This window comes from Pseudomonas sp. NY15435, assembly GCF_048068295.1.
Lineage (GTDB): Bacteria > Pseudomonadota > Gammaproteobacteria > Pseudomonadales > Pseudomonadaceae > Pseudomonas.
This window is the reverse complement of the sequence record NZ_JBLUQA010000009.1, coordinates 193,306-208,583: the sequence shown is the minus strand read 5'-3', so window position 1 is coordinate 208,583 and position 15,278 is coordinate 193,306. Positions and strand designations below refer to the sequence as shown.

The window sequence follows — 15,278 nt, the reverse complement described above, 5'->3', positions numbered from 1 at the left end:
GCCACCCCGATGGAGAGAATGCCCATGACTGATTTCTCGACGCTGGAACACCACCAGCAGATCGCCTGCCTGCGTGAACTGGCGCTGGACGCCCTGCGCCACTGGGACGGCGACTTCGTCGGCCTGGAACTGCTCAAGTACCGCGAGAACGCCGTGTTCTGCGCCACCCGCAGCGACGGCACGCGCAGCGCCCTGCGGGTGCACCGGGGCGGCTACCACAGCGAAGCGGCGCTGCGCTCCGAGCTGACCTGGATGGAGCAACTGGCCGCCGGTGGCATCGGCGTACCGAGCATCATCCGTACCCGCAGCGGTGAACACCTCGCCGAGGTGCGCAGCGCCGCACTGGCAGAGCCGCGCTTCGTCGACATGCTCGGCTGGCTGTCCGGCAGCACGCTGGGCTCCGCCGAACAGGGGCTGAGCGCCGATGGCGACATCGAGGCGCTGTTCCACCAGGCCGGCGCCGTGGCCGCGCGCATCCACCTGAACTCGGCCCAGTGGCGCCAGCCCAACGAGTTCACCCGGCACGCCTGGGACGAAGAAGGCCTGGTGGGCGCCAACCCGTTCTGGGGGCGCTTCTGGGAGCTGGACCTGCTCAGCGCAGAGCAGCGCGACCTGCTGCAGAGCGCCCGCCAGGAAGCGCGTCTGGACCTGCGCCGCTACGGCCGGACCTTGAGCAACTTCGGCATGATCCACGCCGACCTGGTGCCGGAGAACCTGCTGCTGGAGGGCGGCGAACTACAGCTGATCGACTTCGACGACGCCGGCTTCGGCTGGCACATGTTCGAACTGGCTACCGCGCTGTATTTCTGCCTGGACGATCCGCGCCTGGCGCAGATCCAGGCGGCGCTGCTGGCCGGCTACGACTCGGTCAAGCCGCTGTCCGCCGCCGACCGCGCCGCCCTGCCGCTGTTCCTCGCCCTGCGCGGCACGACCTACCTGGGCTGGGTACACACCCGGCGCAACAGCGAAACCGCGCGGGAACTGGCCCCCATGCTGATCGAACGTGCCTGTACACTGGCCGCCGCCTACCTCGCCGGCCGCTGAAACTGGCAGAGCGCCGCAACACCCTGGCGCGCAGGCACAAGTCTGCGCGCCAGCACTGACCGATACTCGGCGCACCACCGAGGTGAACCGCCATGACCGGCATAGCCCGCCACCAGGCAACCGACTCCGATGAACTGGCCTGCGCCCTCGCCGGCTGGAGCCAGGACTACACCCAGCTCGGCCACGGCCGCCTGCAGGCAGAGCTGCTGCATGTGCAGTTGCCCGGCGCCTCGCTGATCTACGAACACTCCAACCTGCACCTGCACGAGAACATGGCGCCGCCCGCCGGCCACCTGGTCATCGGCATTCCCCTGCGCGCCAGTGCCGATTCGCGCTTCAACGGCCAGGCCCTGCACGACGACACCCTGCTGGTGCTCGAAGGCGGCCGCGAGCTGGAAATCTGCGCCGCCGGGGAAATCCACATGCTCGGCCTGACCTTCAGCCAGCCGCAGCTCGAACGCCTGCTCGGCGCCGAGGAGCGCGAGCTGTTCGAGCGCGCCCTCTCGCAGCGCCGCCTGCAACTCTCGGCCAGCGGAGCGGGCGAACTGCGCCGCAGCCTGTGCGACGCCATCGCTGCCTTCGAAGACGAACCCTGGCGCACCGAAGACCCGCAGCAGGCCGGCCACGCCGTTGCCCTGGTGCTCAGCCATGTACTGCAGGCGCTGGAGGAAATCCTCCCCGGTCATGACCGCGAGGGCGCGCCGCGCTCACTGCAGCAGCACCGCCGCCTGGTGCTGGCGGCCATCGAGCGCATGCAGGCGGATCTCTCCCAGCCGTTGTCGTTGCTGGAGTTGAGCCAGAGCCTGAACACCAGCCAGCGCACCCTGCAGTACTGCTTCCGGCAGATCTGCCAGAGCACGCCGCAGCAGTTCTTCCTCAGCCTGCGCCTGGCCGAAGCCCGCCGGCGGCTCAAGCAGGAGCCGCAGCAGAGCATCACGAACCTGGCGCTGGACCTGGGGTTTGCCAGCTCCAGCCATTTTTCGGCCTTGTACAAGCGCCTGTACGCGGAGCAGCCTTCGCTGATGTCGCGCCCGCGCTGAGCTTTCTGGAAGACGCTCTTGCCCCTCTCCCTAACCCTCTCCCTGAAGGGAGAGGGGACTGTTCGGTGCAGGATGAAACCATGCTGGCAGCCGGCACGTGCGGCTCCCTCTCCCTTCAGAGAGAGGGCTGGGGAGAGGGTCTTTCAAAACACACGAGAGCATCTCGCCGATCTGGCAACCACACCCAATCACTTGGCAGACAGGAGCAACGGCACAGGGCCAGCCCTTACTTAGCATCGGCAGAAGTCACATCCCCTCAATCGACAATAACGAAACGGATGCCTTCACCATGACCCACGCCGCCGTGCTGCGCCCCACCCTGCTCGCCCTGCTTATCGCCGGGGCCAGTTCCGCCAGCGCCTACGAGCTGTACGCGACCGACGACACGCACCTGAACGCCGACCTCTCGGCGACCTTCGGGCTGTTCCACAGCCAGGAACGCTACAACATGACCGGCACGCTGGATGAGGGCTCGTCCTCCTGGCAGGAAGGCTTCATCAAGTACGGCCTGAGCGGCGACCAGAAGCTCGGCGGCGCAGGCACCGCCTACGGCGCCTTCAACCTGCTCAGCTCCGGCACCTGGGGCGATGGCGACGCCGCGGGCTTCAGCGACGGTTCCGAGCGCACCACCAAGATCGAGGACGCCTACGCCGGCTGGCGCTCCGCCGGCCTGTTCCCGATGCTGGGCGAGGACGGCATCGACCTGTCCTTTGGCCGCCAGAACATCGTGGTCGGCGACGGCTTCCTGATCGACGGCGACGCCCTGAACATGGGCAAGGGCCTGGCGGACGGCGAATACAACCGTGGCGGCGCCTACTACCTGGCCGCTCGCCGCGACTTCGACGAGACCGCCGTGCTGCGCATCGGCGGCAAGGAAGGCTGGCGCGGCGACCTGATGCGCCTGAAGTCGGACAACCGCGCCCAGGCCAACTCGGAGTTGTACGTCGCCACCCTGGAACACGTTGCCCCGGAAGCGACCTTCGGCCTGACCTACATCGACGTCACCGACATCGACGAGCGCTACGCCTCGCCCATCCAGCTCGACCGCAAGGACATGAAGACCTACAGCCTGCGCGGAACCGGCAACGCCGGCGTGGAGAACCTGTTCCTCTCCGGCGAATACGCCTGGCAGGACAAGCGCGACGCCCAGTACACCGACGATACCGCCAACGCCTGGTACCTGGAGGCCGGCTGGACCTTCTCCGACGTCACCTGGAAGCCCTATATCAGCTACCGCTTCAGCCGCTTCTCGGAAGGCTACGACACCCTCTTCTACGGCTTCAGCCGCGGCTTCGGCACCTGGTTCCAGGGCGAGGTGGCAGGCAACTACTCCGGTCCGTTCAACAACAACACCCGTGTACACAACGTCGGCGCCAAGGTCACCCCGCTGGAGAACCTTTCCATCGGCGCGCAGTACTTCGACTTCCACACCCTGGACACCGACCTGGGCAACACCGACGGCCGCGAGCTGGACCTCTACGCCGAATGGGCGATCAACGAGCACCTGGTGATCATCCCGCTGGTGGGCCTGTACCAGCCGAAGAAGAGCGCAGCCGAAGGCGGCACCCAGATCGGCAACGACAACAGCAACCTCTACAGCCAGTTGCTGTTCTCCACCACCTTCTGATCCAACGAAAGCGAGCCCGCCATGCCCAGCATCCTGACGTCCATCCAGGGCCGTATCACCTGGCTGGCGGGCCTCTGCCTGATCCTCGTCGCCAGCGTCCTGATCGGCCTCTCGCTGTATCAGGCGCGGCAGGACAGCCGCACCATCGCGCACGACAGCGGCGAACTCTTCGCCGTTGCCGCGCGGCACAACCTGGAAACCCAGGGCCAGGTGCAGGCCCTGCTGATCCGCGAACGCCTGCAGAACAACCTGCTGCTCGGTGAAGGCCTGCTGCGCACCGTGCAGGCCCTGCGCGCGCAACAGCATCAGGGTGTCCTCGACCCCGCTGCGCTGCGCACCGCCCTCAATCATTCGATGGCCGACACCCTCGGTGCACACCCGGAGCTGCTGGGCCTGTTCCTGGTGTTCCAGCCCGATGCACTGGACGCCGCCGACAGCCAGTTCGCCGCCCGCGAAGACCTGGGCAGCAACGAGACCGGCCGCTTCGCCCTCTACCTGCTGCAGAACGGCGGGCAAACCCAGCGGGTGATCGGCACCGAGCAGGTCCTCGGCGATACCACGCCCGGCCCCAGCGGCCAGCCCTACAACGCCTTCTTCACCTGCTCCACCGAACACGCCCGCGCCTGCGTGCTCGACCCGTATTTCGACGACGCCTCCGGCCAGCGCCGGCTGGTCACCAGCGTCACCCTGCCGTTGCTGGAGAACGGCAAGGCGATCGCCGCGGTGGGCTTCGACATTGACCTGGCGGCCCTGCAACAAAGCAGCGCGGAAGGCAGCCGCAACCTGTTCGACGGTCAGGGCCGCATCCGCATCCTCAGCCCCAATGGCCTGGTTGCCAGCGACAGCGGCGATGCGTCGAAGCTAGGACAGAAGTTCGACGACAAGGCCGTGCTCACCGAGATCGCCGCCGGGCGTTCGCAGTCCAGCGACGACGGCGACTCCATCAGCGTGCTGCACAGCCTCGCGCCGGTGCCGGACGCCGCGCCCTGGGGCATCCTGCTCAGCGTGCCGCGGGCGGTGATGCTCGCCCCGGCAGAACGCCTCAAGGGCACGCTGGATGACCTGCGTTGGAAAAGCACCGCGCTGGAGACCGGCGTCGGCATCGCTGCCGGGTTGCTTGGCATGCTGCTGGTGGCGCTCACAGCGCTGGGCATCAGCCGGCCGATCCTGCGTCTGGCGCGCATGCTCGAAGACATCGCCGACGGCGAAGGCGACCTCACCCGCCGCCTCGACTACCCGCGCCGCGACGAGCTGGGCCGCCTGGCCAGCGCCTTCAACCGCTTCCTCGACAAGCTGCAACCGAGCATCGCCGCCGTGCAATCGGCAACCCGCGAGGCGCACTCCACGGCCGACCGCTCGGCGCAGATCGCCCGGCAGACCAGCGACGGCATGCAGCAGCAATTCCGCGAGATCGACATGGTCGCCACGGCGCTCCAGCAGATGTCCGCCACCGCCCAGGACTCGGCGCGCAGCGCCGCTCGCGCCGCCGAAGCTGCACGTACGGCGGAACAGGCCTGCGACGATGGCTTCCGCACGCTCGACGCCACCAACAGCGGCATCGATCTGCTGGCCGCCGGGATGAACCAGGCGATGGCCGAGTTGCAGCAACTGGCGGCGAGCAACGAGCAGATCGGCTCGATCCTCGAGGTCATCTGTGGCATCGCCGCGCAGACCAACCTGCTGGCCCTCAACGCCGCCATCGAAGCGGCGCGCGCTGGTGATGCCGGGCGCGGTTTCGCCGTGGTCGCGGACGAAGTGCGCGGGCTGGCTCGGCGCACCCAGGAATCGGTAGAGGAGATTCGCGAGGTGATCGAGAACCTGCAGGCTCGCGGCCACTCGGTGACCAGCGCGATGCAGGGCAGCTTCGCCCAGGCCCAGGGCAACGTCGATCAGGCGCGCCAGGCCATCGACGCACTGCGCCGGATCGGCGAGGCGGTGAACCTGATCAGCGAGATGAACCTGCAGATCGCCAGCGCGGCGGAGGAACAGAGCAGCGTCGCCGAGGAGATCAACCGCAACATCGCCGGCATCCGCGACGTCACCCAGACCATTTCCGATCAGGCACAGCAAGCCGCCAGCGCCAGTCGCTCCCTGAACGATCTGGCCAGCCGGCAGCAGGGATTGGTGGAGCAGTTCCGCGCCTGACTCAGATGTCGCTGCAGCGCGGGGTCTGGCGCAGGTACTTGACGGTGTGCTGCTGGCCCTGGGAGTCCAGGTAGACCATGGTGGCCTGGCTGACTTCGCAGCGCTCGTTGGGTTGGGAGATGCTCAGCACCTTGGCCACGTCCAGCGGCATGCCGTAGTGGTACACGGCCGCCTCGTCGGCGAAAGCGCTGAAGGTCAGCAGCAAGGCGGGGATGGCAAACAGGGCACGAAGAGTGGATTTCATGGCAGGAACCTCAGGGATCACGCGGGTCGCGTCGATCGTGGCCCACTGCCATAAATCTAGCCGATGAGACCTTTCCTACACAGATCGACTTCGACAATGCATTTCTTCAGTTCACGCAACAATATTGCCTTGCGGCTGCGCCATCGCCTGTGATTGTGACGCCTTCCGTTGCCAGAATGGCAGCATTCGTACCCATTGGTCGATTGCAGCCAGGGCGTTCCGCCGCAAGAATGAGCGCCATCGATCAGATCGGGAGGCGCCATGAAGCGCGTGGCCATGCTGCTGTTCCCCGGCGTGCAGGCGCTGGATGTTTCCGGGCCGCTGGACGTATTCGCCGAGGCCAATGCCTTCGTGCCGGCCGGCGCGGGTTACCAGGTGGTTACCCTCGCCGCATCGCCCCTCCCCTTACGCGCTTCCAACGGGCAATTGCTCGGTGCCGATGTCAGCATCGACCAGTGTGACGGAGCGGCGGATATCCTGCTGGTGCCGGGCGGGCCCAGGCTGCCGGACGAAGTACCCTCCAGCGAGTTGCTCGCCTGGCTGCGCGCGGCTTGTGCCCGTGCCCCGCGGCATGGGTCGATATGCACCGGGGCCTTTCTCCTCGGCCATGCCGGGCTGCTGGACGGCAAGCGCGTGACGACCCACTGGAGCGATGCGCGACGACTGGCCGAGCTGTTCCCGCAGGCGCTGGTGGAGCCTGATCGCATCCACGTCCGCGATGGTGCGTTGGTAACCTCGGCGGGCGTGACCGCCGGCATTGACCTGGCGCTTGCTCTGGTCGCCGAGGACCACGGCGCAGCAGTGGCGCTGTCGGTGGCGAAACGGCTGCTAGTGGTAGCGCAGCGTCAGGGCGGGCAGTCGCAGTTCAGCCCCTTCCTGCAGGCGCCGGCCGATGAGACTTCGCCGATAGCGCGCATCCAGCGCTACGTGCAGGAACACCTCGATCAACCCCTGGGCGTACCGCAACTGGCCGCCGAAGTAAGCATGAGCCCGCGCAGTTTTGCCCGCACCTTCGTACGCGAGGCGGGCGTGACGCCGGCCGAGTTCGTCCAGCGCGCCCGCATCGACGCGGCGCGCGGATTGCTCGAAGGCAGTGACCTGGCGCTGAAAGTGATCGCCTGGCGCTGCGGTTTCGGCAGCGCGGCGCGGATGCGGCTGGTGTTCACCCAGCGTCTTGGGGTGACGCCGACTCAGTATCGGGAGCAGTTCCGCCGAAACGGCTGATTCACAGGCCCGTGGCGCTCGTCGTAGGAGCGAGCTTGCTCGCGAACCGCACTTCGCCGATGTTTCAGTGCCTGCGGCGAGCCATCGCGGACGGAGTCCGCTCCTACGCCCGCGCGGAAGAGGTGCCACTGCTGCAGGAGCAACTGTCTTTCTCTGAAAGTCCGTGCCGGTGACTCCCTCTCCCTAACCCTGGCTACGCGCCCCGCTCCGAAGGGAGAGGGGACCGTATGGTGCAGGCTGAATCCAAAGCGTCAGCCGGCACGGGCGGCTCCCTCTCCCTTCAGGGAGAGGGCGGGGGGAGAGGGCGCCCCGGCGCGATATTTCAGGTAGGAGCGGATTCATCCGCGAGCGGGTCGCCGCAGGTTCGCGAGCAAGCTCGCTCCTACCGTCAACCGGACGGCCCGCAATGGGCCTATTGGATTCGCGCCCTGACTGCGGGACTCAGATCGGCGGCGCAGAGCGCAGCATCACCGACTTCAGCGCGAACGCCGACTTGATCCCCGCCACGCCGGGAATCTGCGTCAGGGTGTTGGTGAGGAACAGCTGGTACGCCGACAGGTCCTTCACCACCACACGCAGCATGTAGTCCGCATCGCCAGTCATCTGGAAACAGCTCATCACCTGCGGCGCCTGAACGATGCGTTCTTCGAACCGTGCGAGGTAGTCGCCGGTCTGTTTTTCCAGGGATACCGAGACGAACACGCTCATGCCGCCGGACAGGCGCTCCTCGTCCAGCCGTGCGAAATAGCCCTGGATGTAGTGCTCCTCTTCCAGGCGACGGACCCGGCGCAGCGTCGGGGTCAGCGACAGGCCGATGTTCTGCGCCAGATCGCGCCAGGAAAGCCGGCCATCGTCGGCCAGGGCGCGGAGGATTTTCAGGTCGGTGCGGTCTAGATCAGCCATTTTCTATCGTACTACTCAGCGCTGTTTTTATAGTGCAAACACACTAATCCGTAAGCTCAGACCTAGTCAATTTGGAGCAAAAAACCAATCGGTCACACCTATACTGAAACCACAACTACAACAACCGAGGACCTCACCATGAGTGATGTCACCACCCGCCTCGCGACCCCGCGCGGCACCTGCACCGTAGCCCTACCCGGCCGGGTGCGCCCGCCAGGCCTGGCTTCTTCCGTCTGCTGATCCACACCCACGATCACAACTGGAGACCCGCCATGACCGACTACGCCCCACTCCGCCTGCACGTCCCCGAACCCACCGGACGCCCAGGCTGCAAGACCGACTTCTCCTACCTGCATCTTTCGCCCGCCGGCGAGGTACGCAAGCCCGCCATCGACGTCGAACCGGCGCAGACCACCGACCTGGCCTTCAGCCTGGTGCGCGTGCTCGACGAGGACGGCAACGCCGTTGGCCCCTGGGCCCCGGAGCTGAGCCACGAGCAATTGCTGCGCGGCATGCGCCTGATGCTCAAGACGCGCATCTTCGACGCGCGCATGCTCACCGCCCAGCGCCAGAAGAAGATGTCCTTCTACATGCAGTGCCTGGGCGAAGAGGCCATCGCCACCGCCCACACCATGGCGTTGCGCGACGGCGACATGACCTTCCCGACCTACCGTCAGCAAGGCATCCTGATCACCCGCGACTACCCACTCAAGGACATGATCTGCCAGCTGCTCTCCAACGAGCAGGACCCGCTCAAGGGCCGCCAGCTGCCGATCATGTACTCCAGCCGCGAGAAGGGCTTCTTCTCGATTTCCGGCAACCTTGCCACCCAGTTCATCCAGGCTGTCGGCTGGGGCATGGCCTCGGCGATCAAGGGCGACACGAAGATCTCGTCCGCCTGGATCGGCGACGGCGCCACCGCCGAGTCCGACTTCCACACCGCCCTCACCTTCGCCCACGTTTACCGCGCGCCGGTGATCCTCAACGTGGTCAACAACCAGTGGGCGATCTCCACCTTCCAGGCCATCGCCGGCGGTGAAGGCACCACCTTCGCCAACCGTGGCGTGGGTTGCGGCATCGCCTCGCTGCGGGTCGACGGCAACGACTTCCTCGCCGTCTACGCCGCCTCGCAGTGGGCCGCCGAGCGCGCCCGGCGTGGCCATGGCCCAAGCCTGATCGAGTGGGTCACGTATCGCGCCGGCCCGCACTCCACCTCGGACGATCCGTCCAAGTACCGCCCCGCCGACGACTGGACCAACTTCCCCCTCGGCGATCCCATCGCCCGCCTGAAACAGCACCTGATCGGCCTCGGCATCTGGTCCGACGACCAGCACGAGGCGCTGAAGAAGGAACTGGAAGCCGAAGTGATCGCCGCGCAGAAAGAAGCCGAGCGCCACGGTTCCCTGGTGGATGGCCACGTGTTCAGCGCCGCCAACCTGTTCGACGACGTCTACAAGGACCTGCCGGAACACCTGCGCCGGCAGCGCCAGGAGCTTGGGGTATGAATGCCATGAACCCGCAACACGAGAACGCCCAGGCGGTCACCAGCATGACCATGATCCAGGCGCTGCGCTCGGCCATGGACGTGATGCTCGAACGCGACGACAACGTCGTGGTATTCGGCCAGGACGTCGGCTACTTCGGCGGCGTATTCCGCTGCACCGAGGGCCTGCAGAAAAAATACGGCACCTCGCGGGTGTTCGACGCACCGATCTCCGAAAGCGGCATCATCGGCGCCGCCGTCGGCATGGGCGCCTACGGCCTGCGCCCGGTGGTGGAAATCCAGTTCGCCGACTACGTCTACCCGGCCACCGACCAGCTGGTGTCCGAGGCGGCGCGCATCCGCTACCGCTCGGTGAACGACTTCACCGTGCCCATGGTGGTGCGCATGCCTTGCGGCGGCGGCATCTACGGTGGGCAGACGCACAGCCAGAGCCCGGAGGCGATGTTCACCCAGGTCTGCGGCCTGCGTACCGTCATGCCGTCCAACCCCTACGACGCCAAAGGCCTGCTGATCGCCTGCATCGAGAACGACGACCCGGTGATCTTCCTCGAGCCCAAGCGCCTGTATAACGGCCCGTTCGACGGACACCACGACCGCCCGGTGACCCCCTGGTCCAAGCACCCGGCCAGTCAGGTGCCCGAGGGTTACTACAGCGTGCCGCTGGACAAGGCCGCCATCGCCCGCCCCGGCTCCGAGCTGACCGTGCTGACCTACGGCACCACCGTCTATGTGGCCCAGACCGCCGCCGAGGAAACCGGCATCGACGCCGAGATCATCGACCTGCGCAGCCTCTGGCCGCTGGACCTGGACACCATCGTCGAGTCGGTGAAGAAGACCGGCCGCTGCGTCATCGTCCACGAGGCCACGCGTACCTGCGGCTACGGCGCCGAGCTGATGTCGCTGGTGCAGGAGAACTGCTTCCACCACCTCGAAGCCCCGATTGCCCGCGTCACCGGTTGGGACACGCCCTACCCGCACGCCCAGGAATGGGACTACTTCCCCGGCCCCGCTCGCGTCGGCGCGGCCTTCAAGCGCGCCATGGAGGTCTGAATGGGCACTCACGTCATCAAGATGCCGGACATCGGCGAAGGCATCGCCGAGGTCGAACTGGTGGAGTGGCACGTCCAGATCGGCGACGAGGTCCATGAGGACCAGTTGCTGGCGGAAGTCATGACCGACAAGGCCACCGTGGAAATTCCCTCGCCGGTGGCCGGCAGGATTCTCGCCCTGGGCGGCGTGCCCGGCCAGGTCATGGCCGTGGGCGGCGAACTGATCCGCCTGGAAGTCGAAGGCCACGGCAACCACAAGGAAGCTGCGCAGCCCAAGTCCCACGAAGCAGCACCGGCCCAGCCGGCGGCCAAGCCTGAACCGGCAGCCGAAGCGCCCAAACCTGCACCGCGCGTGGAGAGCAAACCGGTTGCCCCGGCCGCGCGCCCTGCCCCGTCTCCGGCCCCGCGCCGCGCGCCGGGCGAGAAGCCGCTGGCTTCGCCGGCGGTACGCCAGCGCGCCCGCGATCTGGGTGTGGAGCTGCAGTTCGTCCAGGGCAGTGGTCCGGCCGGACGCATCCTGCGTGAAGACCTGGAGCACTTCCTCGAACATGGCGGCGCGACCATCGCCTCCGGCTACGCGGCGCGCCATGACGAGCACCAGATCCCGGTGATCGGCCTGCGTCGCAAGATCGCGCAGAAGATGGCCGAGGCCAAGCGGCGCATCCCGCACTTCAGCTACGTCGAGGAAATCGACGTCACCGATCTGGAGGCCCTGCGCGTCCACCTCAACACCAAGCACAGCGCGGCGCGCGGCAAGCTCACCCTGCTGCCCTTCATCGCCCGCGCCATGGTCGTCGCCCTGCGCGACTTCCCGCAGCTCAACGCGCGCTATGACGACGATGCCGACGTGATCACCCGCTACGGCGCGGTGCACCTGGGCGTCGCTACCCAGAGCGACAACGGCCTGATGGTGCCGGTGCTGCGTAATGCCGAATCTCGCGACCTGTGGGGCAACTCCGCAGAAGTCGCGCGCCTCGCCGAAGCTGCGCGCCACGGCAAGGCCAGCCGCGAGGAACTGTCCGGCTCGACCATCACCCTGAGCAGCCTCGGCGCGCTCGGCGGGATCGTCAGCACACCGGTGATCAATTACCCGGAAGTGGCAATCGTCGGGGTCAACCGCATGGTCGAGCGGCCCATGGTGATCAACGGGCAGATCATCGTGCGCAAGATGATGAACCTGTCCTCGTCCTTCGATCATCGGGTGGTCGACGGCATGGACGCGGCGGCCTTCATCCAGGCCGTGCGTGCCCTGCTCGAACATCCCGCCACCCTGTTCATCGACTGATGAGTGGAGCCAGAGACGTGAAACAGAACCAGACTCTCGAAACCACCCTGCTGGTGATCGGTGGCGGCCCCGGCGGTTATGTCGCGGCGATCCGCGCCGGCCAGTTGGGCATCCGCACCGTACTGGTGGAGGGCGCGGCCCTCGGCGGCACCTGCCTGAACATCGGCTGCATTCCCTCGAAAGCCCTGATCCACGCCGCCGAGGAATACCTCAAGACCCGCGAGTTCGCCGGCAAGTCGCCGCTGGGCATCAGCGTGCAGGCGCCGAGCATCGACATCCAGCGCACCGTGGAATGGAAGGACGGCATCGTCGACCGCCTGACCACCGGCGTCGCCGCGCTGCTCAAGAAGCACGGCGTCACCGTGGTCAATGGCTGGGCGAAGATCGTCGACGGCAAGACCGTGGAGGTCGATCTCACCGAAGGCGGCACCCAGCACATCCACACCGAGCACCTGCTGCTGGCGGCCGGCTCGAAATCCGTCGAGCTGCCGTTCCTGCCGGTGGGCGGCAATGTCATCTCCTCCACCGAGGCGCTGGCACCGAAGACGCTGCCCAAGCGCCTGGCAGTGGTTGGTGGCGGCTATATCGGCCTGGAACTGGGTACCGCCTACCGCAAGCTGGGGGTTGAGGTCACGGTGGTGGAAGCGCAGCCACGCATCCTGCCGACCTATGACGAGGAACTGACCAAGCCGGTCGCCAACTCGCTGCGAAAGCTCGGCATCGAGCTGTACCTGGGCCACAGCGTGATGGGCCTGGAGCCGGACGGCAAAGGCCTGCGTGTGCAGGATGGCGCGGGCTCGCAACGAGTGATCGAGACCGACCAGGTACTGGTTGCCGTTGGCCGTCACCCCAACACCGCGGGCTGGAACCTCGACACCCTGCGCCTGGACATGAACGGCCGCGCCGTGCAGATCGACGACCAATGCCGCACCTCCATGCGCGACGTCTGGGCGATCGGCGACATTGCTGGCGAGCCCATGCTGGCCCACCGCGCCATGGCGCAGGGCGAGATGGTCGCCGAGATCATTGCCGGCAAACGCCGCGCCTTCACCCCCACGGCCATCCCGGCGGTGTGCTTCACCGATCCGGAAGTGGTGGTGGTTGGACTGTCGCCGGAACAGGCACAGGCCGCGGGATACGAAGTGCTGGCCTCGAGCTTCCCGTTCGCCGCCAACGGTCGCGCCATGACCCTGGAATCCAGCGACGGCTTCGTCCGCGTGGTGGCGCGCAAGGACAACCACCTGATCCTCGGCTGGCAGGCGGTAGGCAAGGCAGTCTCCGAGTTGTCCACGGCCTTCGTGCAGTCCCTGGAAATGGGCGCCTGCCTGGAAGACATCGCCGGCACCATCCATGCCCACCCGACCCTCGGCGAAGCGGTGCAGGAAGCAGCCCTGCGCGCACTGGGGCATGCACTGCACATCTGAATCCAGCGTCACCCTCCCCTGACCCGCCGCCTGGCGGGTCTTTTTTTGTCGGTCGGCTTTTCGTAGGACCGAGGGGGACGCCTAGTCCTTGCTCGCGAACCCGTTGTACCGCTGCGTAGATCGTTCGCGAGCAAGCTCGCTCCTACAGGGATTGTGCTGCTTGGAAGTTCTCCGCGGTCTTGAACCGATCGCGGACGGAGTCCGCTCCTACCCATGGTCGATCACCGCACGGATTGTGGATTTCCACACTTCTTCTTATCGGGCGTACAACCGACGCATTCCCCGACGTTACCTTCTCATTAGGCACTTCCACTGGATTTTCGCCACAGGTTACCTTGGTCATCGCTCACATTGACCAAATTAACTATTTGGTACATTTTGCTCCGACAGGCCTTTCCATCATGGCCATACAAGAACAACGGAGCCCCTTCCCATGCCCCATACCCTGCTCGTGCTCAACGGGCCGAACCTCAACCTGCTCGGCACCCGCGAGCCGGCCACCTACGGCCACGAAACCCTCGACGACATCGCAGCGCTCTGCCAGCACACTGCTGTCGAAAATGGCCTGGAAATCGAGTTCCGCCAGACCAACCACGAAGGCCAATTGATCGACTGGATTCACCAGGCGCGCGGTCGCTGCGCCGGCATCCTGATCAACCCCGCCGCCTGGACGCACACCTCGGTGGCCATTCGCGATGCGCTGGCCGCCGTGGAGCTGCCGGTGATCGAGGTGCACCTTTCCAACGTGCACAAGCGTGAGGAGTTCCGGCACCACTCGTTCGTCTCCGCTGTCGCCGTGGGTGTCATCGCAGGGCTGGGCAGCGACGGCTACCGCGCTGGCATCCAGCACTTCGCCAAATTGCTTGAGGGGTGAGTGCCATGAACGACTACCGCACCGTGCTGGCCGGCCTGATCGGTGCCGGCATCCAGGCTTCGCGCACTCCCGCCCTGCACGAGCGCGAAGGCGACGCCCAGGGGCTGCGCTATCTCTATCGGCTGATCGACCTGGATAGCCTCGGCGTCGATGCCGGCGCCCTGCCCGACCTGCTCGCTGCTGCCGAACGCATGGGCTACACCGGGCTGAACATTACCTTTCCCTGCAAGCAGGCAGTGATTGCGCTGCTGCATGAGCTGTCCGACGAGGCGCGCGGCATCGGCGCGGTGAATACCGTGGTGCTTCGCGATGGCAAGCGCATCGGCCACAACACCGACTGCCTGGGCTTTGCCGAAGGCTTCCGGCGCAACCTCAGCGATGCACCGCGCGAACGCGTGGTGCAACTGGGCGCAGGAGGTGCCGGTGCAGCTGTGGCGCACGCGCTGCTCAGCGAAGGGGTGCGGCAACTGACGATCTTCGAAGTGGACTCGGCCCGCGCCCAGGCACTGGTGGACAACCTCAATGCCCACTTTGGCGGTCAGCGCGCGCGGGTTGGTCATGACCTGGCCTGCACGGTCGCCGAGGCTGACGGGCTGGTCAACACCACGCCGGTGGGCATGGCCAAGCTGCCCGGTGCGCCCTTGCCGCTGGAACTGCTGCACGCCCGCCTGTGGGTGGCGGAGATCATCTACTTCCCGCTGGAAACCGAACTGCTCCACCACGCCCGCAGCCTGGGCTGCCGCACGCTGGATGGCGGCAACATGGCGGTGTTCCAGGCGGTGAAAGCGTTCGAGTTGTTCAGCGGCCTGGAGGCGGATGCCGAAAGGATGCTGGCGCATTTCGCAGCGATGTAGGGCGATGCCCTGGGCCGGCGAATCCCAGGTTCGCGAGCAAGCTCGCTCCTACAGGTCCATG

13 protein-coding genes and 1 pseudogene are annotated in these 15,278 nt (G+C 66.5%); 12 read left to right on the top strand and 2 right to left on the bottom strand.

Going from position 1 to position 15,278, the window contains the following annotated elements; all coding sequences use genetic code 11:
- The first annotated feature begins 24 nt into the window (after positions 1 to 24).
- The 5 genes and pseudogenes from ACNFH5_RS21755 to ACNFH5_RS21735 all read left to right on the top strand — a co-directional run bounded on the left by ACNFH5_RS21755 (position 25) and on the right by ACNFH5_RS21735 (position 5,856).
- Positions 25 to 1,044, top strand: coding sequence for a phosphotransferase enzyme family protein (locus tag ACNFH5_RS21755; protein WP_416749526.1), 1,020 nt, complete (start codon positions 25 to 27; stop codon positions 1,042 to 1,044).
- A gap of 92 nt (positions 1,045 to 1,136) precedes the next feature.
- A complete protein-coding gene (locus ACNFH5_RS21750) occupies positions 1,137 to 2,084 on the top strand; it encodes a helix-turn-helix domain-containing protein (RefSeq protein WP_416749524.1) in 948 nt (315 codons plus the stop codon).
- A gap of 289 nt (positions 2,085 to 2,373) precedes the next feature.
- Positions 2,374 to 3,711 (top strand): hypothetical protein, encoded by a 1,338-nt coding sequence (locus ACNFH5_RS21745; RefSeq protein WP_416749522.1) that lies wholly within the window; start codon positions 2,374 to 2,376, stop codon positions 3,709 to 3,711.
- A 21-nt stretch (positions 3,712 to 3,732) separates the two neighbouring features.
- Positions 3,733 to 4,998: pseudogene (locus ACNFH5_RS21740) on the top strand (HAMP domain-containing protein); the annotation flags it as partial.
- 102 nt (positions 4,999 to 5,100) lie between these two features.
- Positions 5,101 to 5,856, top strand: a complete 756-nt coding sequence (locus ACNFH5_RS21735; protein ID WP_416749653.1) for a methyl-accepting chemotaxis protein — start codon at positions 5,101 to 5,103, stop codon at positions 5,854 to 5,856.
- 1 nt (position 5,857) lies between these two features.
- Here the strand turns inward: ACNFH5_RS21735 and ACNFH5_RS21730 are convergent, their stop codons facing one another.
- Positions 5,858 to 6,100, bottom strand: a complete 243-nt coding sequence (locus tag ACNFH5_RS21730; RefSeq protein WP_416749520.1) for a DUF2790 domain-containing protein — start codon at positions 6,098 to 6,100, stop codon at positions 5,858 to 5,860.
- A gap of 261 nt (positions 6,101 to 6,361) precedes the next feature.
- Here ACNFH5_RS21730 and ACNFH5_RS21725 point away from each other — a divergent pair, with 261 nt between their 5' ends.
- Complete coding sequence (locus tag ACNFH5_RS21725; protein WP_416749519.1) at positions 6,362 to 7,324, top strand: GlxA family transcriptional regulator; 963 nt, start codon at positions 6,362 to 6,364, stop codon at positions 7,322 to 7,324.
- A 441-nt stretch (positions 7,325 to 7,765) separates the two neighbouring features.
- Here the strand turns inward: ACNFH5_RS21725 and ACNFH5_RS21720 are convergent, their stop codons facing one another.
- Complete coding sequence (locus ACNFH5_RS21720) at positions 7,766 to 8,227, bottom strand: Lrp/AsnC family transcriptional regulator (protein ID WP_024762520.1); 462 nt, start codon at positions 8,225 to 8,227, stop codon at positions 7,766 to 7,768.
- Between the two features lie 272 nt (positions 8,228 to 8,499).
- Here ACNFH5_RS21720 and ACNFH5_RS21715 point away from each other — a divergent pair, with 272 nt between their 5' ends.
- From ACNFH5_RS21715 to ACNFH5_RS21690, 6 genes are all read left to right on the top strand, one after another.
- A complete protein-coding gene (locus ACNFH5_RS21715; protein ID WP_205335635.1) occupies positions 8,500 to 9,732 on the top strand; it encodes a 3-methyl-2-oxobutanoate dehydrogenase (2-methylpropanoyl-transferring) subunit alpha in 1,233 nt (410 codons plus the stop codon).
- Positions 9,729 to 10,781 (top strand): alpha-ketoacid dehydrogenase subunit beta, encoded by a 1,053-nt coding sequence (locus ACNFH5_RS21710; RefSeq protein WP_017518320.1) that lies wholly within the window; start codon positions 9,729 to 9,731, stop codon positions 10,779 to 10,781. Before ACNFH5_RS21715 ends, ACNFH5_RS21710 begins: the two co-directional genes overlap by 4 nt.
- The gene (locus ACNFH5_RS21705; protein ID WP_416749516.1) at positions 10,782 to 12,065 is read left to right on the top strand and encodes a dihydrolipoamide acetyltransferase family protein; all 1,284 of its coding nucleotides are present in this window, start codon (positions 10,782 to 10,784) and stop codon (positions 12,063 to 12,065) included.
- A 17-nt stretch (positions 12,066 to 12,082) separates the two neighbouring features.
- A complete protein-coding gene (gene lpdA, locus ACNFH5_RS21700; RefSeq protein ID WP_416749514.1) occupies positions 12,083 to 13,489 on the top strand; it encodes a dihydrolipoyl dehydrogenase in 1,407 nt (468 codons plus the stop codon).
- A 433-nt stretch (positions 13,490 to 13,922) separates the two neighbouring features.
- Positions 13,923 to 14,363 (top strand): type II 3-dehydroquinate dehydratase, encoded by a 441-nt coding sequence (aroQ, locus tag ACNFH5_RS21695; protein ID WP_416749512.1) that lies wholly within the window; start codon positions 13,923 to 13,925, stop codon positions 14,361 to 14,363.
- A gap of 5 nt (positions 14,364 to 14,368) precedes the next feature.
- Positions 14,369 to 15,217 carry a shikimate dehydrogenase gene (locus ACNFH5_RS21690; RefSeq protein ID WP_416749510.1) on the top strand — a complete coding sequence of 283 codons (849 nt, stop codon included), beginning with the start codon at positions 14,369 to 14,371 and terminating at the stop codon, positions 15,215 to 15,217.
- The last annotated feature ends 61 nt before the right edge of the window (positions 15,218 to 15,278 follow it).